At 69.6% G+C, this 17,757-nt stretch carries 14 protein-coding genes; 10 read left to right on the top strand and 4 right to left on the bottom strand.

Annotated features, from left to right (window positions below):
• Positions 1-19 precede the first annotated feature (19 nt).
• Together AC07EG_RS12995 and AC07EG_RS12990 are read left to right on the top strand one after the other, a co-directional pair.
• Positions 20-247 carry a hypothetical protein gene (locus AC07EG_RS12995; protein ID WP_478253268.1) on the top strand — a complete coding sequence of 76 codons (228 nt, stop codon included), beginning with the start codon at positions 20-22 and terminating at the stop codon, positions 245-247.
• 27 nt (positions 248-274) lie between these two features.
• Positions 275-490 carry a hypothetical protein gene (locus tag AC07EG_RS12990; protein WP_478253267.1) on the top strand — a complete coding sequence of 72 codons (216 nt, stop codon included), beginning with the start codon at positions 275-277 and terminating at the stop codon, positions 488-490.
• A gap of 834 nt (positions 491-1,324) precedes the next feature.
• Here the strand turns inward: AC07EG_RS12990 and AC07EG_RS12985 are convergent.
• Genes AC07EG_RS12985 through AC07EG_RS12970 form a run of 4 tightly spaced genes read right to left on the bottom strand, consistent with a single transcriptional unit; the run spans position 1,325 to position 4,406 of the window.
• Positions 1,325-2,311 carry a hypothetical protein gene (locus AC07EG_RS12985; protein WP_478253266.1) on the bottom strand — a complete coding sequence of 329 codons (987 nt, stop codon included), beginning with the start codon at positions 2,309-2,311 and terminating at the stop codon, positions 1,325-1,327.
• A 4-nt stretch (positions 2,312-2,315) separates the two neighbouring features.
• Complete coding sequence (locus AC07EG_RS12980) at positions 2,316-3,488, bottom strand: WXG100 family type VII secretion target (RefSeq protein WP_478253265.1); 1,173 nt, start codon at positions 3,486-3,488, stop codon at positions 2,316-2,318.
• On the bottom strand, positions 3,481-3,837 hold the full coding sequence (locus tag AC07EG_RS12975; RefSeq protein WP_478253264.1) for an ESX-1 secretion-associated protein: 357 nt from the start codon (positions 3,835-3,837) through the stop codon (positions 3,481-3,483). The genes AC07EG_RS12980 and AC07EG_RS12975 overlap by 8 nt, the downstream gene beginning before the upstream one ends.
• Complete coding sequence (locus AC07EG_RS12970; protein ID WP_478253263.1) at positions 3,837-4,406, bottom strand: YbaB/EbfC family nucleoid-associated protein; 570 nt, start codon at positions 4,404-4,406, stop codon at positions 3,837-3,839. Before AC07EG_RS12970 ends, AC07EG_RS12975 begins: the two co-directional genes overlap by 1 nt.
• Before the next feature lie 139 nt (positions 4,407-4,545).
• On the opposite strand from AC07EG_RS12970, the gene AC07EG_RS12965 reads away from it, so the two are divergent.
• The 8 genes from AC07EG_RS12965 to AC07EG_RS12930 all read left to right on the top strand — a co-directional run bounded on the left by AC07EG_RS12965 (position 4,546) and on the right by AC07EG_RS12930 (position 17,752).
• Positions 4,546-5,718, top strand: a complete 1,173-nt coding sequence (locus AC07EG_RS12965) for an ROK family transcriptional regulator (RefSeq protein WP_478253520.1) — start codon at positions 4,546-4,548, stop codon at positions 5,716-5,718.
• A 298-nt stretch (positions 5,719-6,016) separates the two neighbouring features.
• Entirely contained in the window at positions 6,017-7,231 is a 1,215-nt protein-coding gene (locus AC07EG_RS12960; RefSeq protein WP_478253262.1) for an ROK family protein, read from the top strand.
• Positions 7,228-8,739 carry a sugar ABC transporter ATP-binding protein gene (locus tag AC07EG_RS12955; RefSeq protein ID WP_478253261.1) on the top strand — a complete coding sequence of 504 codons (1,512 nt, stop codon included), beginning with the start codon at positions 7,228-7,230 and terminating at the stop codon, positions 8,737-8,739. Before AC07EG_RS12960 ends, AC07EG_RS12955 begins: the two co-directional genes overlap by 4 nt.
• Positions 8,736-9,764 (top strand): ABC transporter permease, encoded by a 1,029-nt coding sequence (locus AC07EG_RS12950; protein ID WP_478253260.1) that lies wholly within the window; start codon positions 8,736-8,738, stop codon positions 9,762-9,764. Before AC07EG_RS12955 ends, AC07EG_RS12950 begins: the two co-directional genes overlap by 4 nt.
• 18 nt (positions 9,765-9,782) lie before the next feature.
• Positions 9,783-10,841 (top strand): substrate-binding domain-containing protein, encoded by a 1,059-nt coding sequence (locus AC07EG_RS12945; protein WP_478253259.1) that lies wholly within the window; start codon positions 9,783-9,785, stop codon positions 10,839-10,841.
• Between the two features lie 44 nt (positions 10,842-10,885).
• The gene (locus tag AC07EG_RS12940) at positions 10,886-12,070 is read left to right on the top strand and encodes a Gfo/Idh/MocA family protein (RefSeq protein WP_478253258.1); all 1,185 of its coding nucleotides are present in this window, start codon (positions 10,886-10,888) and stop codon (positions 12,068-12,070) included.
• A 66-nt stretch (positions 12,071-12,136) separates the two neighbouring features.
• A complete protein-coding gene (locus tag AC07EG_RS12935; RefSeq protein ID WP_478253257.1) occupies positions 12,137-16,492 on the top strand; it encodes a ThuA domain-containing protein in 4,356 nt (1,451 codons plus the stop codon).
• Positions 16,493-16,591: 99 nt separating this feature from the next.
• On the top strand, positions 16,592-17,752 hold the full coding sequence (locus AC07EG_RS12930; protein ID WP_478253256.1) for an inositol-3-phosphate synthase: 1,161 nt from the start codon (positions 16,592-16,594) through the stop codon (positions 17,750-17,752).
• Positions 17,753-17,757: the final 5 nt, after the last annotated feature.

Raw genomic sequence — 17,757 nt, 5'->3', positions numbered from 1 at the left:
GCTTCTTTTGGGAGGAACGATGAGGAAGTTGATGGGACGGGTGCTGGTCACGGGTGCCGCCGTGGCGGCGTTCTCCGGTGCCGCGGGCGGGGTGGCCTCAGCCGCGGACGGGGTGAGCCCGACCGCCGGGAGCACCCCGATCTGGGTGCTGCCGGGTGTCGACCTCGGCCCGGTGCTCGACCCGGCGATCGGGGTGCCCGGGGCGCTGGCGCCGGTGTTCGACCTGCTGAAGCTGATCGGTGCCTGAAATTTCGATGGAAAGGTAGGAAGAGTCGTGAAGAAGACCCTCGCCCGCGGGGTGGCCGCGGTGGTGCTGTCCGGTATCGCCTTGGTCGGTGTGTCCGCTCCCGCCCTGGCCGATCCGGTGATCGTCGATGAGCCGGACACCAGCGACCTGCACAACATCTGGACCTTCGCACCCCTGGGTATCCCCGTGCTCGGCCTGGTGCAGTCGGTGGTGAAGGCGCCGAACGGCATCATCCCCAACTGACCCTCTTGCAGTGATCACCGCTCCAAACCAAGAGCAGTGCTCTCCAATCCTGAGAGAGCACTGCTCTTGAATTGAAGCGCCGCTCTAATTCGAGAGCGTCCGCTCTTGCTGTGGCACCCCGCTAAGCCCATGCGGATCGGCCTGCTCTCAATCGAGAACGGCCCTGCCAGCCAATGGCACTGCTTCCAATGGCACCGCTCCCAATGGTGCTGCCAGCCAGCCAATGGCACTGCTGGCCCAGCGGCACTGCTGGTCAACGGCACTTGCTGGTCAACGGCACTGCTGGCCCAACGGCACTTGCTGGTCAATGGCACTGCTGGTCAATGGCACTGCTGGTCAATGGTGCAGCCAGCTGAATGGCACTGCCAGTCCGCTGGCACTGTCGGCCCAATGATCCCGCCGAGCGCGGCTGCCGCCCCGTCCCCGAGATCGCAACCGGCGAGGTCGCGTCGGCCGGGATGCCCGTGGCGAGGGCGGCGCTTCCAAGGCAGGGCGCGCCTGTCGTTCAACCTGGTGACTGGCGATTCCTGGTGGTGCAGTGCTCTCTTTTTAGAGCAGTGCTCTCGTCTGGAGCGTGGTCAGGCTCGGTAGCCGATGTGGCCACGTGGCTAGGGATCCGATGTCGGGGTGGCGCCCCTGAACAGGGCATCTCTGGCTTGCTCTGGCAACTGGTGTCACTGGTAGTCCGGGGTGCTCACGTTCCAGTGCAGTGCTCCCACGTGGAACATCTGCTTCCCGACGCGGCCACCGGCGACGTCACACTGGTCAGGTGCTCTGTTTCGAGAGCACTGCTCTCGTAGTAGAGCAGGTGTCTCCCCGGACGTAAGTAAAAGATCAAGCCCTGGCTCGCCGGATGGCGCCGACGACGGCAGCCACAAGGGGCAAGCCGAACAACGCCGCGCCCAGCAGGAAGCTCTGCACAGCGCTGCCGAACGTGGGGAACGGCCCGTACCACTGACTGGTCAGAACCGGCAGCACCTGCGTCTCCCCGCCCGAAAGCACCCGCCCGTCCGCCCCGAAGAAGTAAGCCAGCGAGTTCACAAAAGCGACCACCCCGACCACCAGCAGCGTCGCCACCAGCGGCAGGAACCCCAGCACCAGCAGCACCAGCAGCACCCGCTCACCCGCCCCCGGCCGAATCGCGGCCGAAGCGTCCGGCGCCGGGCCGCTCGGCTGCCGCAGCGGGGGCATGCGCCGGGCCAACTCGACCAGGACGTCCGCGTAACGCAGCACATCCGCATCCAGCTCACCCGGCGATTCACTGCTCAGCACCCCGTCGGCGAGCACGAGCGGCGTCCGCAGTTTCTTGTCCAGCAGCCAGTTCAGCGTCTCCATCGGCAACGCCGACCGCGCGAACTCCTCATCCTCGGCATAGACCTGGTAGCTCTGGTCGAACTCGGCCACACCGGTGATCAGCGGCTGCCCCTCACCCGCCACCGCGTGCCCCTTCGGCACGATCGACAGGCGCGGCGTCTGCTCGGTCGCCAGCTGCACCACCCGGTACGGCTGGCTGTTGCGCACCGCGTCGTCGCCCTGCATCCGGCGCGTGCTGATGGTGTGCCGGAAGGCGAACAACCGCTGCCCCCGGAATTCGAACTCGGCGGCTTCCTCGAACTTCTCCGGCAGCGCACCGAAACTGGGCTGGTCCTCCGCACCCGGGGTGAACCGGCGCGCGGACCGGCCGTGCAGCACGCGCTCGAACTCCCGCCGCCGGCGTGCCTTCACCGCCCGGCCGTACAACGCCGCGGAAACCATGCCGACCACCAGGCCGCCACCGATGCCCGCCGCGAACTGCGTGCTCGAGATGAGAACGTCCGCCATCGTCTCAGATGTCCAACTTGTCGCTGGTCTCCTCGTAGCTCTGCTCGTCGCCGAGCGCCCCGGCGTCACTGGCCTTCTTACCCGATTTGGCCTTGCTCACGCCATTGGCGAACAGGTCGTTGACGATCGCCCCCGGCTTGACGCCCTCGCCGGAGCTGTCGCCGAAGTTGTCCGGGTTGATGCCGACGGTGGCCTTCGGGATCTCCTTCAACCCCGCGATCCCGGCCTCCTTGAGCCCGGTCAGCACGGACTTGCCCAGCGTTTCGCCGTAACCGGCGCCGTCGCCGAGCCCGATCTTCGACACCCGGTCGAAGGCGGCCTTGTTGTCCTTGAGCGATTTGAGGAAACCGTAGTCCTTGGCCTTGACCAGGCTGTCCTTGAGCTTCGCCCAGAACTCCTTGATCTTGTCCAGGAGTTTGCGCAGCATTTGCACGATCTTGTTGCCCTTGGACACGCTCTGCGCGCCCTTGGCGGCGGTGCCCGCGCTCGCGGCGGCGGTGGAAGCACCCGCGGTGGGCACCGCGGCGGCCAGCGCCGGGATCCAGATGGTGATCAGCCAGGTCACCAGCTCGGTGATGATGGCCATGATGACCTGCTTGACGATGGTCATCAGCATGCTCGACAGCTGCAGGATCTCGCTGATGTTGCCGGAGTTCGCGGCGATCCCCTCGATGCCGCTGGCGAACTCGCCCAGCCGCTTCTTCGCGCTTTCGCTGGCTTCCCCGGTCCACTCGGCCAGCGTCTCGTCGGCGTTGCGCACCAGGTCCTGGCTCATCCGGACCATGCTCTCGCCGATGGCCTTGAAGTTGCCCGCGCCCTGCGCCAGCCCCTCCGGGTCCCCGCTGACCAGCTCGATCGCGTCCTCCAGCGGCTGGAACACGTTGACCAGGAAGCTCAGCCCCTGCCCGACCAGCCAGCCGATCGGATCGGTGGCGATCTCCTGCGCGGTGCTGCCGATGGACTGGACGAAGCTGGTGGTGTCGGTGATCACCGTGCCCGCGGCGAGCGCGATGTCACCGGCGTCCTTGCTCTGGAAGGCGCCCTTGACGTCCTTGACCAGCGTGTAACCCGTGCTGATCGGGGCGGGCGTCGCCGCCATGGCCTGGTTGAAGTTGTTCTCACCGGTCTTGATGCTGAGTTTCTTGTCGTACTGACCGGTCGTGGTGGTCTCAGCCATTGCCGCCCCCGGTCGCCGAACCGCCGGTGTTCAGGTCGTTCAGCAGGTCGCTGAAGCCCTTGGCGAAGTCCTGGTCGGTCGACTGGTACGCCACCGAGGCGCGCTCGAACTTCGTCGACAGCGAGAGCACGCCCTCGTTGAGCTGCTGCACCAGGTCGTTCAGCTCGGCCAGCATGGTGGAGTAGTTGTCCTTGGTCATCAGCCCGACCAGTCCCCACGACTTGTCGCTCACGTCGGAGGCGGTGACCATGCCCTTCAGCTCGTTGCCCCAGCCCTCGTACTTGGTCAGGTCGGCGCTGAACTCCTTCAGGCGCTCGTGCTTGGCGTTGAAGCCACTTCCGTCCGGCATCAGCGGTCGTCCTCCTCGAACAGGTTCTTCAGGAACGCGTCGCCCCGGGAACCGCCCCCGGACGGGGGCGGAGCCGGGCGCTGCGGCTCGTCGGTGGAGCTGAGGAACGTCTGGTCCGAGAAGTCCTCTTGGTCGTCGCGGCGTTCCCGAGCCGGAGCGGTCTCTTCCGCCAGCTTGGACCGCAACGCCTCCGGTGTGGTTCCGAAGAGTTCCGCCTGGGTTTCCAGCACGCGTTCGGTGGCGTGCAGGTCCCCGCCCATGTGCGCGTCGACGATGCCCGCCTGCTGCCGCGCGGATTCGGCGACGGCTTCGGTGAGCGTCTGCATCAGCAGTGCGGAAAGGGCCTGCGGGCGCTGGCGCATGGCTTCGTCGGTGAGCCGGATGTCCTTGACCGAACCGCCTGGCCCGGCGACCACGGTCACCGACCGGTCCGGCGAGGTGGCGGTGGCCTCCAGCGCCGCGATTTCCGCCTGCATCTGCCCGATCCCGGCCAGGCGTTCGTCCACGTTCTTCAATCCGGCCTGGAACTGTTCGAACTGCGCGACGAGTTGCTCGAATTCGGCGGACACGCTGGCTCCCAACTGCTGTTTCCCCTCGAACGCGGCTGATTGTCGTACAAATGGAGCAGTGCTGCCCAGCGATCGCCGGAAATGCGTCCGGAGGTTCTAGGCTGCTGCAGTGAGCAGCGGATCCACCAAGGGACAGCCGATGATCGAGACCCGTCATCAGACCGAACTGCTGGCCTTGCTGCGGGACGAGGGCCCGATGTCCCGGGTGGAACTGGGGGAGCGGCTGGAGCTGCCGCGGGCGCGGGTGGCCGCCGAGGTGTCCCGGCTGGGGGAGCTGGGGCTGGTCGAGGTCGCCGGTCCGTCCGCGAGCCGCGGCGGGCGGCGGTCGACGTTGCTGCGGCTGGCCGGAGACCTGCGGATCCTCGGGGTGGACGTCGGCGCGACTTCGGTCGGCGTCGCGGTCACCGATGCGGGTTGCGAGGTGCTCGGCCACACCGTCGAGGACTGCGACATCCGGCAGGGCCCGCACGCGGTGCTCGCGCGCGTGGTCGAACTGGCGGAGAAGGTGCGCAACGAAGCACCCGGGCGGCTGCTCGCGGCCGGCATCGGCCTGCCGGGACCGGTGGCCTTCGCCGAGGGCATGCCGGTGGCGCCGCCGATCATGCCCGGCTGGGACCGGTTCGCCGTGCGGGACCACCTCGGCGGCCTGCTGCACTGCCCGGTCGCGGTGGACAACGACGTGAACGCGATGGCGCTGGGCGAACGGCACTCCGGGGTGGCGCGCTCGCTGGACGACCTGATCTTCGTCAAGGTCGGCACCGGCATCGGCTGCGGCATCGTGCTCGGCGGCAAGGTCTACCGCGGGGTCGCGGGCACCGCGGGGGACATCGGGCACATCCGGCTCGACGACTACGGGCCGACCTGCGCCTGCGGTGAGGTCGGCTGCCTGGAGGCGTACTTCGGCGGCTCGGCGCTCGCGCGGGACGCGCTGACGCTGGCGCGCAGCGGGCGGTCGGCGTTCCTGGCCGGGGTGCTCGCCGAGAACGGCGAGGTGACCGCGCACGACGTGGGCCGCGCGGCGGCCTCGGGCGACTTCGGCGCGGTCAACCTGATCCGCGACGGCGGGCGGCGGCTCGGGCAGGTGGTGGCGTCGCTGGTCAGCTTCATCAACCCGGGCATGGTGGTGATCGGCGGCGGGGTGGCGCAGTTGGGGCACCAGTTGCTGGCGGAGGTGCGGAGCGCGGTCTACCGGCGCTCGCTGCCGCTGGCCACCGGCAACCTGCCGATCGTGCTGTCGGAACTGGGCGACACGGCCGGCGTCATCGGCGCGGCGTGGTCGGCGGCGGACCGCGCCTTCACCCTCTCCTCCTGACCCCACCCCCGACCTGCGGATCCTGCTTTTGCCCGCAAAAGCAGGCGGGCGGGGTTTGTCACGCTTGGTGATTGATTGTGCGCGCGGCGTTCACGGTGGGTTAGTTTCCTGCTTCTTCCCGCAGAAGTGGGAAACGGCAGCAGCGTGCAGTCTTTTGGATGCTGTGAGCGAAAGTTGGTATGCGACCGGATGGTCTAATCGGGTGGATTGACAAAAGATGGCGCACGATTCACCTTGACGAGTGAACTTCGCCACCTTACTTTCGCTGGCGACACTACAAAGTGAGGGCAAGGTGGCCATGGGCGTGAGCGTGCAGGCTGAGCAGATCAGCCAGCGCACGGCGAACCTCGCCGGCCTCCTGCGTGCCCTCCGGCGCGGACCGCGGTCGCGGTCCCAGCTGGCCGCCCAATCCGGTCTCTACAAGGCCACCGTCTCCAGCCTGGTCACCGAACTCGGCGACCGCGGCCTGGTCCGGCCCGCCGGGCTGCGCAACGGCGGCCACGGCAGGCCGAGCCAGCTGGTCCAGCTCCGCGGCGAAGCCGCCTACGGACTCGCCCTGCGGGTGGAGGCCGACGGCTTCTCCGCGATGACCATGGACCTGGCCGGGGTGCCGCTGGCCACCCGCGCGAGCACCGCCGACGTCGCCCAGCTCGGGCTCGAGCGCGGCATGGACGAACTCGCCGCGCTCGCCGAAGCCGTCTGCGCCGACCTCGACGGCCAGCCGATCGGCATCACCGTCTCGGTTCCCGGCCTGGTCGACACCGACTCCCAGGTGCTCCGCTTCGCCCCGGTGCTGCGCTGGCGCGACGCCGGGCTCGCCGACCTCATCGCCGCCCGCCTCGGTGTCGACCTCGCCGGGGTCCTCGTCGAGAACGAGGCCAACCTCGGCGCGTACGCCGAAGTGCTCGAAGGCCCCGGCGTCCGGGAGCTGTGCTACCTCAGCGGCGGCACCGGCGTCGGCGGCGGACTGGTCTCCGGCGGGGTGCTGCTCCGCGGCGCCCGGGGTTTCGCGGGCGAAATCGGGCACCTCACCATCGACCCGCTCGGCGACGCCTGCCCCTGCGGCCGCAACGGCTGCCTGGAGACCAAGGCCGGCTTCCCCGCGCTGGTGCGCGCCGCCGCCACCGCGCCCGACGTGCTGCACGACCCCTCGCTCGGCATCGACGCGCGCGTGACCAAGCTCCGCGACCGGATCCGCGGCGGCGACCGCCGGGCCGCGGCCGCCGTGCACGACCTCGGCGCCGCGTTGTCCACCGCGCTGGCCACCGTGGTCGACCTGGTCGACCCGGAGGTGCTGGTGCTCGGCGGGTACTTCGCCGGACTGGCCGAGTGGCTGGTCGAGCCGATCCGCATCGCGCTCGGCTCACGCACCCACGGCCCCGGCACCCGCTGCCGCGTGGTCGCCTCCGCGCTCGGCACCTCGGCCGCCCTGCTCGGCGCGGCCCACCTGGCCACCGAACGCCTGTTCACCGATCCCACCCTCGCCCCGCTAGCTACGGAGGCCAGCTCATGAACGACTCCCCGCTGCTCGAGGTGCGCGGCGTGGTCAAGGTTTTCCCCGGCGTCCGCGCACTGGACGGCGTCGACCTGGAGGTGGTGCCCGGTGAGGTGCACTGCCTGCTCGGTCAGAACGGGGCGGGCAAGTCCACGCTGATCAAGGTGCTCGCCGCCGCGCACCACCCCGACGAGGGCGAGGTCCGCTGGCGCGGGGAGGCGGTGTCGCCCGCCAACCCGTCGGCCGCGCTGCGCCTCGGCATCGCCACCATGTACCAGGAACTCGACCTGGTGCCGGGGCTTTCGGTGGCGGAGAACATCTTCCTCGGCCACGAGCGCCGCCGCTTCGGCTTCACCAAGGTCGCCGAGCAGCGCGCCGAGGCGCAGCGGCTGATGACCCGCCTCGGCCACCCCGAGATCCACCCCGGCACCGAGGTCGGCAAGCTCTCGGCCGCCGCCCAGCAGCTGGTCTCGATGGCCCGGGCGCTCGCGCACGACGCCCGCCTGCTGGTGATGGACGAGCCGACCGCCGCGCTCGCCGGGGACGAGGTGGACAACCTCTTCCGGATCGTCGAGGAACTCACCGCCGACGGCGTCGCCATCGTCTACATCTCCCACCGCCTCGAAGAACTCCGGCGCATCGGCCACCGCGTGACCGTGCTGAAGGACGGCCGGACCGTGGCGCAGAACCTCGACGCCCGCGACACCCCGACCTCGGAACTGGTCGCCCTGATGGCGGGCCGCCGCGTCGAGACGGTGTTCGGGCCGACCCGCGAACCGCGTCCCGAGGGCACCCCCGAGGTGCTGCGCGTCGAAGGACTCGCCCGGCGCGGCGAATTCGAGCAGATCAGCTTCTCCGTGCACGCCGGCGAAGTGCTCGGCATCGCCGGCCTCGTCGGCGCCGGGCGCAGCGAACTGCTGGAGACCATCGCCGGAGCGCGCAAGGCCGACTCCGGCACCGTCCAGGTCGACGGCAAGGGCGTGCGGAACGGCAGCGTGCACGCCGCGGTCCGGGCGGGCATCGGCCTGGCCCCGGAGGAACGCAAGAGCCAGGGCCTGCTGCTCGACCTGCCGGTGGCGCACAACGTGACCCTGGCCAGCCTGTCCCGCTACGCCAAGCTCGGCTTCACCGACCGCGCCCGCGAACTCCGCGACTCCGGCGACACGCTGAAGCGACTGGACCTGCGGCCCGCCGACCCGCGGCGCATCGTGCGCACGCTGTCCGGCGGCAACCAGCAGAAGGCGGTGCTCGCGCGCTGGCTGGTGCGCGGCTGCCGGGTGCTGCTGCTCGACGAACCAACCCGTGGCGTGGACGTCGGCGCACGCGCCGAGCTGTACCGCCTCATCACCGAACTGGCCGAGACCGGCGTGGCGATCGTGCTGGTCTCGAGCGAGATCCCGGAGGTACTCGGTCTCGCCGACCGGGTCCTCGTCCTCCGTGAAGGCCGGGTGCTGGCCGACCGGCAGGCGAACGAGCTCACCGAGGCCGGGGTGCTCGACCTGATCCTCGAGGGGAGTGCGGCATGACCGAACAGACCGAATCGCGGCCGATCAACACGGAGCCGGACCCGCCACCGGCCCCACCGGCGGCCAAGGCGAAGAACGGCTCCGGGTTCCCACTGGACTTCCGGCTGCTCGGCCTCACCGCCGTGCTGGTGGTGCTGTGCCTGGTCGGCTACTTCACCCGGCCCGAGGTGTTCTTCACCGAAGGCAACATCTCCACCATCCTGCGGCTGGCCGCGGCGATCGGCGTGGTCAGCGTCGGCATGACCTTCGTCATCATCAGCGGCGGCATCGACCTGTCCGTCGGCTCGATCGTGGCGCTGTCCAGCGTCTGGCTGACCACGCTGGCCACCCAGTCCTACGGCCCGTTCGTGATGGTGCTCTGCGGCCTGGCGGTCGGGCTCGGCTGCGGGCTGATCAACGGGGTGCTGGTCTCCTACGGGAAGGTCGTGCCGTTCATCGCCACCCTGGCGATGTACGCCTCGGCCCGCGGGCTCGCCGAGCGGCTCAGCGGCCGCAAGACCCAGGTGGTCGGCGAAACCGCGTTCCTCGACTTCTTCCGCGGCGACCTGCTCGGCATCCCGGTGCTGATCTGGATGTTCGCGCTGGTGTTCGGCGTGGGCTGGGTGGTGCTCAACCGCACCACCTTCGGCCGCCGCACCTACGCCGTCGGCGGCAACGCCGAGGCCGCGCGGCTGGCGGGCATCAACGTCAAGCGGCACACCGCGCTGGTCTACGCCGTGGCCGGGCTGTGCTGCGGGGTCGCGGCGCTGATGGTGGTCGCGCGGACCACCGCCGGTGCCTCCACCAACGGCATGTTCTGGGAACTGGACGCGATCGCCGCGGTGGTCATCGGCGGCACGCTGCTCACCGGCGGCAAGGGCTCGCTGATCGGCACCCTGGTCGGCGTCCTGATCTTCACCGTGCTGTCCAACATCTTCACGCTCAACAACCTCGACACCGACATCCAGAACATCGCCAAGGGCGTGATCATCGTGCTGGCCGTGCTGCTGCGATTCCGCGGTCGCGGGGAACGAAGCACCACCTAAGAAACAACTGGAGGAGCAATGACGCAGTCCTTCCTGGCCCGCCGCGGGTTCCTGCTCGGGGCAGGCGCGGTCGGTGCCGGTGTGGTGCTGGCAGGCTGTACCTCGAACGAGCAGCCCCAGGCGCAGAACGGCACGCAGCCGGTGGCGCAGGGCGCCGGGGACAACGCCCAGCCCGGCAAGATGGTCACCGTCGGGTTCTCCGCGCCCGCCGCCGACCACGGCTGGATGGCCGCGATGACCATCAACGCCCGCGCGCAGGCGGAGAAGTTCTCCGACGTCACGTTCAAGCCCACCGAAGGCACGAACGACGTCAACCAGCAGATCGCCCAGGTGGAAACCCTGATCAACGCCAAGGTGGACGTGCTGGTCATCCTGCCGTTCGACGGCAAGGCGCTGACCGGGGTCGGCCAGCAGGCGATGGACGCGGGCATCCCGGTGATCAACGTGGACCGGGTGTTCGACACCCCCCTCGCCTTCCGCACCTGGATCGGCGGCGACAACTACCGCATGGGGGTCAACGCGGGCAACTACATCGCCCAGCAGATGAAGGCCAAGGGCATCACCGCACCGGTGATCGGCGAGGTGGCGGGCATCGACTCGCTGCCGCTGACCCAGGAACGCAGCCAGGGCTTCAAGGACGCGCTGACCCGCGCCGGGTTCGCCGTGGGGCCGCGGGTTTCCGCGCAGTTCACCCCGGAGTCCGGTGAGTCGCAGACCTCGAACCTGCTGCAGTCGGCCGCCAAGCTGGACGCGCTGTGGAACCACGACGACGACCAGGGCGTCGGTGTGCTCGCAGCGATCGAGAACGCCAACCGCAGCGAGTTCATCATGGTCGGCGGCGCCGGCTCGAAGAACATGATGAACCACATCAAGTCCGACGCGAACCCGGTCAAGGCGACGGTGCTCTACAGCCCGTCGATGGCCTCCTCGGCGATCGCGCTGGCTCGGCTGCTCGGGCAGGCGAAGGGGGTCGGCGACCTGGCCGAGCACGAGATCCCCTCGGAGATCACCACCTATTCGGCCGTGGTCACCAAGGAGAACGTCGACCAGTACATGGACGTCGGCTTCGACTCCTGACCACGGGATCGGTTGTCACAGCGCGAAGAACGGGGAAAACAGCAATGAGTTCGGCAGGCGGGGAGCGCATCGGGGTCGGCTTGGTCGGGCACGCGTTCATGGGTGCGGTGCATTCGCACGCGTGGCGCAACGTGCACCGGATCTTCGACACCCCACTGACCCCGGTGCTCGCCGCCTTGGGCGGACGGGACGAAGCGAAGACGAAGGCCGCCGCGGCGAAGTACGGCTTCGCCGCGGTGGAAACGGACTGGCGCGCGCTGGTCGCCCGTGACGACGTCGGCCTGGTCGACGTGTGCACCCCCGGCGACTCGCACGCGGCGATCGCGATCGCCGCGCTCGAAGCCGGGAAGCACGTGCTGTGCGAGAAACCGCTCGCCAACACCGTCGAAGAAGCCGAGCAGATGGCCGCCGCGGCTCGGGCGGCGGCCACCCGCGGGGTCCGCTCGATGGTGGCCTTCAACTACCGCCGGGTGCCCGCGCTCGCGCACGCCCGCAAGCTCGTCGGCGACGGCGCGCTGGGCGAGATCCGGCACGTGCGCGCGACCTACCTGCAGGACTGGCTTTCCGACGCGCAGGCGCCGATGACCTGGCGGCTGCGCAAGGACAAGGCCGGTTCCGGGGCGCTCGGCGATCTCGGCGCGCACATCGTGGACGCGGCGCAGTTCGTCACCGGCGAACTGATCACCGGCGTGTCCGCGCTGACCAACACCTTCGTCAAGCAGCGCCCGGACGGCGACGGCTCGACCGGTGAGGTGACCGTGGACGACACCGCCTTGTTCCTCGCGCGCCTGTCCGGCGGTGCGGTCGCCAGCTTCGAAGCCACCCGGTACGCCCTCGGCCGCAAGAACGCGATGCGCCTGGAGATCAACGGCACCAAGGCCAGCATGGCGTTCGACTTCGAGGCGATGAACGAACTGTGGTGGCACGACGGGTCCACCCCGGACACCGAGGCCGGGTTCCGCCGGATCCTGGTCACCGAACCGGGCCACCGCTACCTCGATGGCTGGTGGCCGCCCGGCCACGGCCTCGGCTACGACCACACCTTCACCCACGAGGTGGCGGACTTCCTGACCGCCATCGGCGAGGGCACCGACCCCGCCCCCAGTTTCGAAGACGGCCTGTGCGTCCAGCAGGTCCTGCACGCGGTCGAGACCAGCGCCGCCGACGAGGCGCGCTGGACTCCGGTGGCCGGCACCACCGTCCGCACCGCCACGGCCGGGGGGAGGTGAGCCAAGCCCCTTTTCGTTCGGTCTCCCGCTCGTACCCGCCGCCACAAGGAAGTGTGTGTATTCGTCATGCGCGGATTGAGAAAGCTCCGATCGGAAAGTCCACCGGAATCGAGCCGGACCGCCATCCGGCTCGGCGTGCTGGCCATTTCGGCGATCACCGCGTTCAGCGGTGGTTCCTTCGCCGCCGCGGCCCAGCCCGACGAGGTGGGTGCCCAGCACGAGGAAACCAGCGTACTGGTCTTCTCCAAGACCGCCGGCTTCCGGCACGATTCGATCCCCGCCGGGATCGCCGCCATCCAGCAGCTCGGCACCGACAACCACTTCTCCGTCGAAGCCACCGAAGACGCCGGTGCCTTCACCGACACCAACCTCGCCCGTTTCGACGCCGTCATCTGGTTGTCCACCACCGGTGACGTGCTCAACGCCGAGCAGCAGGGCGCCTTCGAGCGCTACATCAAGGCGGGCGGCGGCTACGCCGGCGTGCACGCCGCTTCCGACACCGAATACGACTGGCCGTTCTACGGCGACCTGGTCGGGGCGTACTTCAACTCGCACCCGCAGATCCAGCAGGCCACGGTCAACGTCGAGGACCGCCAGCACCCGTCCACCTCGGGGCTGCCGTACCAGTGGCCGCGGACCGACGAGTGGTACAACTACCGCGAAAACCCGCGCCAGGACGTGCACGTGCTCGCCTCGCTCGACGAGAAGAGCTACAACCCCGGCAACGGCGCCATGGGCGACCACCCGATCGCCTGGTGCCACACCAACTCCGGTGGCCGCAGCTGGTACACCGGCGGCGGGCACACCATCGAGTCCTACAGCGAGCCGGAGTTCCTCGACCACCTCAAGGGCGGCATCCTCTACGCCGCCGGCGCGGTCGAGGGCGACTGCTCCACCGGGGACCCGGGCACCGGCGAGCCGGGTGACGCCGACTTCGACCAGATCACCCTGGCCAAGGGCGAGGAGAAGACCGGCGAGCCGATCGCGCTGGCCGTGCTGCCCAACCGCGACGTGCTGCACACCTCGCGCGACGGCCGCGTCTGGTACACCACCGCGGGCGCGACCACCTCGCTGGCCGCGCAGGTCCCCGTCTACAACCACGACGAGGACGGCCTGCAGGGCGTGGCGATCGACCCCGACTTCGCCACCAACCGCTGGGTGTACCTCTACTACGCGCCCGTGCTGAACACCCCGGCCGGTGACGCGCCGGAGAACGGCACGGCCGCCGACTTCGAGCCGTTCAAGGGCTACAACCAGCTGTCGCGGTTCAAGCTGAGCGAGGACAACACGCTCGACCTGGGCAGCGAGCAGCAGATCCTGCAGGTCCCGGCCGAACGCGGCATCTGCTGCCACGCCGGTGGCGAGATCGACTTCGACGCCGCGGGCAACCTGCTGCTGTCCACCGGCGACGACTCGAACCCGTTCGCCTCGGACGGCTACACCCCGATCGACGAGCGCGAGACGCGCAACCCGGTCTTCGACGCGCAGCGGACCTCCGGCAACACCAACGACCTGCGGGGCAAGCTCCTGCGGATCAAGGTCGGGGAAGACGGCGGGTACACCGTGCCGGAGGGCAACCTGTTCGCGCCCGGCACGGAGAAGACCAGGCCCGAGATCTACGCCATGGGCTTCCGCAACCCGTTCCGCTTCGCCGTGGACAAGGAAACCGGCTGGATCCACCTCGGTGACTACGGCCCGGACGCCGGTGCGGCCAACCCCGCCCGCGGTCCCGGCGGCACCGTGGAGTTCAACCTGGTCAAGGGGCCGGGCAACTTCGGCTGGCCGTACTGCGTCGGTGACAACCAGCCGTTCGTCGACTACGACTTCGCCACCTCGCAGTCGGGTCAGCCGTTCGACTGCGCGGCGCCGAAGAACAACAGCCCGCACAACACCGGCCTGGTCGACCTGCCCCCGGTGCAGCCGGCCTGGATCCCCTACGACGGCGGTTCGGTGCCCGAGTTCGGCACCGGCGGCGAGTCGCCGATGGGCGGCCCGACCTACCGGTTCGACCCGGCGCTCGACTCCCCGACGAAGTTCCCCGAGTACTACGACGGCAAGAACTTCCTCTACGAGTGGGACCGCGGCTGGATCAAGGAGATCACCGTCGGCGCCAACGGCGAACGCGGTGAGATCAAGCCGTTCTTCGACTCGATGGAACTGGTCCGGCCGATGAACATCGAGTTCGGCCCGGACGGCTCGCTGTACGTGCTGGACTACGGCACCGGCTACTTCGGCGGTTCCGCCGAGTCGGCGGTCTACCGGATCGACTACACCAAGGGCAACCGCACCCCCGAGGTGAAGGTGAGCGCGGACCGGACCTCCGGGCCCGCGCCGCTCACGGTGAACTTCGACCCGGCGGGCACCACCGACCCGGACGGCGGCGAGCTGACCTACGCCTGGGACTTCGACGGGGACGGCACCACCGACTCCACCGAAGCGGGCCCGGTCTCGCACACCTACAGCACCGCGGGGCAGTACACCGCCAAGCTGTCGGTGACCGACTCCACCGGGCTGACCGGCGCGGCCAGCGTGGTGGTCACCGCGGGCAACACCGCGCCGGTGGTCACCCTGGACGCACCGGTCGACGGCGGTTTCTTCGGCTTCGGCGACAAGGTGCCGTTCAAGGTCACCGTCACCGACCCGGAGGACGGGGCGGTCGACTGCTCGAAGGTCAAGGTCGAGTACATCCTCGGCCACGACAACCACGGGCACCCGCTGAGCCAGGCCCAGGGCTGTGAAGGGGTCATCGAGACCCCGGCCGACGAGGGCCACGGGCTCGACGCCGACATCTTCGGCGTGATCAACGCCAGCTACACCGACGGCGGTTCGGCCGGGGTGCCGCCGCTCACCGGTTCGGCGGAGAACGTGCTGCAGCCCAAGCTGAAGCAGGCCGAGTTCTTCACCGAGACCAACGGCACCCAGGTGGTCGCGGCCGCGGGCGCCAGCGGTGGCAAGCGGGTCGGCTACATCGACGCGGGCGACTGGATCCAGTTCACCCCGGTGAACCTGACCGGCGTCACCGGCATCGGCTACCGGGTCAGCTCCGGGGGCGCGGGCGGCACCATCGAGCTGCGCTCGGGTGCGGCCGACGGCCCGCTGGTGCAGACCGTGCAGGTGCCCAACACCGGTGGCTTCGACACCTACGTCGACCTGCCGCCGGCACCGATCACCGACCCGGGTGGCACCAAACCGCTGTTCCTGGTGTTCAGCGGGACCGGCACCGGTGGCCTGTTCGACGTGGACGCGATCAACGTCCAGGGGCCCGGGGTGGCCGAGCCGGTGGTCACCGCCTGCGAGCCGACCACGCCGGAAGCCGGGTACACCACCCTGCTCGACGGCACCGAGGCGAGCATGGCGAACTGGAAGATGGCCGGCCCCGGCTCCTTCGAGCTGCAGGCCGACTGCAGCTGGAAGACCGTCGGCGGCATGGGGCTGCTCTGGCACGAGGAGGAGTTCAACGCCTACAGCCTCAAGCTGGACTGGAAGCTGGCCGGTGACGACAACTCCGGTGTCTTCGTCGGCTTCCCCGACCCCGGCAACGACCCGTGGGTCGCGGTCAACCAGGGCCAGGAGATCCAGATCGACGCCACCGACGCCCCCGACCGCACCACCGGTGCGATCTACGGGTTCAAGGGCGCCGACATCGCCAAGCGGGACGCGGCGCTCAAGCCGCCGGGCGAGTGGAACTCCTACGAGCTGGTGCTGACCGGCCAGACGATCAAGGTCGTGCTGAACGGTGTGGTGATCAACGAGTACACCGAGACCGACCCGGCCCGTGACCTCTCGCAGGGCTTCATCGGCCTGCAGAACCACGGCGGCGAGGACGACGTCTTCTTCCGGAACGTGCAGATCAAGGAACTGGACGTCACCGCGCCGACGGTGGCCATCGGCGGGGCGGCGCAGGGCGGGGTCTACGGCGACGCCGCCGACCTGGTGCTGGAGCTGGACGCGCAGGACGAGGGCGGGGTCACCGAGGTGACCGCGACCCTGGACGGCGCGCCGGTGCGCGACGGTGAGCTGGTCGCGCTGTACCGCCTGCCGCTGGGCTTCCACGACCTGGTGGTGTCCGCTGTGGACGCCGCGGGGAACCGGACCACGCAGAAGGTGCAGTTCGTCACCATCACCTCGGGCCGGGACGTGCAGCAGCTGCTCGACCGGTTCCGGGCGACCAGCAGGCTGTCGCTCAACGCCTACAACGAGCTGGGCAAGCAGCTCAAGAAGGCCAGGCAGGCCGAGGCGAAGAGCAACGACACCAAGGCCATCGCCGAGTACAAGAAGTTCGCCGAGCTGGCGGGCAACCCGGCGCTGGTGAAGGACGCCGAGGTGCGGGGCGTTTTGGTTAGGGACGGTAACGAGTTGGCCCAGCGAATCGAATGGTCTATCGCGATCGCGCCTTCGGGTGGTTCCATCCGAAAGGTTTGACCACTCAGGGCTGACCCTGATCAGGCTGGTGTGGGTGGCGATCACGATCGGTCGTCACCCACACCGGGCCGCCGTTTTCACGTGGAGAGGTGTTCTGTGATGTCCGAGCGAGCTATGCGCACCGGCCTGTGGCTGGTGGGGGCCAGGGGATCGGTAGCGACCACGGCTGCGGTCGGGTTGCTGGCGCTGCGGGCCGGTGTCGCCGGACCGACCGGGTGCGTCAGCGAGCTGCCCGCGTTCGCCCCGGTGCCGCTGCCCGCCTGGGACGACCTCGTGCTCGGGGGCCACGACATCGTGCACACCCCGCTGGAGAAGCGGGCCGAGCAGCTGGCCGACGCCGGCGTGTTCAGCCACGCCGTGCTCTCCGCCGTCCGCCCCGGCCTGACCGCCGTCGACGCCGAAATCCGCGACGGCTACCACCCCGCCACCCACACCGGCCCGCAGGCTTCTGCGGGGAAAAGACTGTCCGAAGACATTCGATCGTTCGCGACCAGGCACAACCTGGACCGCGTGGTCGTGGTGAACGTGTCCTCGACCGAGGCGCCGACCCCCGAACTGCCCGAGCACACCGACCTCGCCCGGCTCGAAGCCGCGCTCGAGGACCCGGCCCGGGCGGTCCTGCCGCCCAGCTCGCTGATGGCCTACGCCGCCCTGCGCGCCGGCAGCCCCTACGTCGAGTTCACGCCTTCTGCGGGCATAAGCCTGCCCGCCCTCCGGCAGCTGGCCGCTGACCTGGGACTCCCGTACGCCGGCAGCGACGGCAAGACCGGCGAGACGCTGCTGCGGACCGTGCTCGCCCCGATGTTCACCGCGCGTGCGCTGCGCGTCCGCTCCTGGTCGGGCACCAACCTGCTCGGCGGCGGCGACGGCGAGACCCTCGGCGACCCGACCAAGGTGAACAGCAAGCTGGAGTCGAAGGCCCGCGGCCTGGCCGCGCTGCTCGGCGAGCAGGTCACCGCGCCGCTGCACATCGACAACGTGCCCGACCTGGGCGAGACCAAGACCGCGTGGGACAACGTGTCGTTCGAGGGCTTCCTCGGCGCGCGGATGAGCCTGCAGTTCACCTGGACGGGTTACGACTCGGCGCTGGCCGCCCCGCTCGTGCTCGACCTGGCCCGGTTCACCGCGGCCGCGCACGCCGCCGGGCAGTCGGGTGCGCTGTCCGGGCTGGCCTTCTTCTTCAAGGACCCGCTCGGCGGCGACGAGCACCGCTTCGCCGAGCAGACCCGCCTCCTCCAGGACTGGGCGGCCACCCTGTGAGCCGC

The organism is Amycolatopsis sp. NPDC045836 (assembly GCF_056431745.1).
Note: the sequence above shows the minus strand (reverse complement) of the source record. Positions and strands in the feature narration are given on the sequence as shown.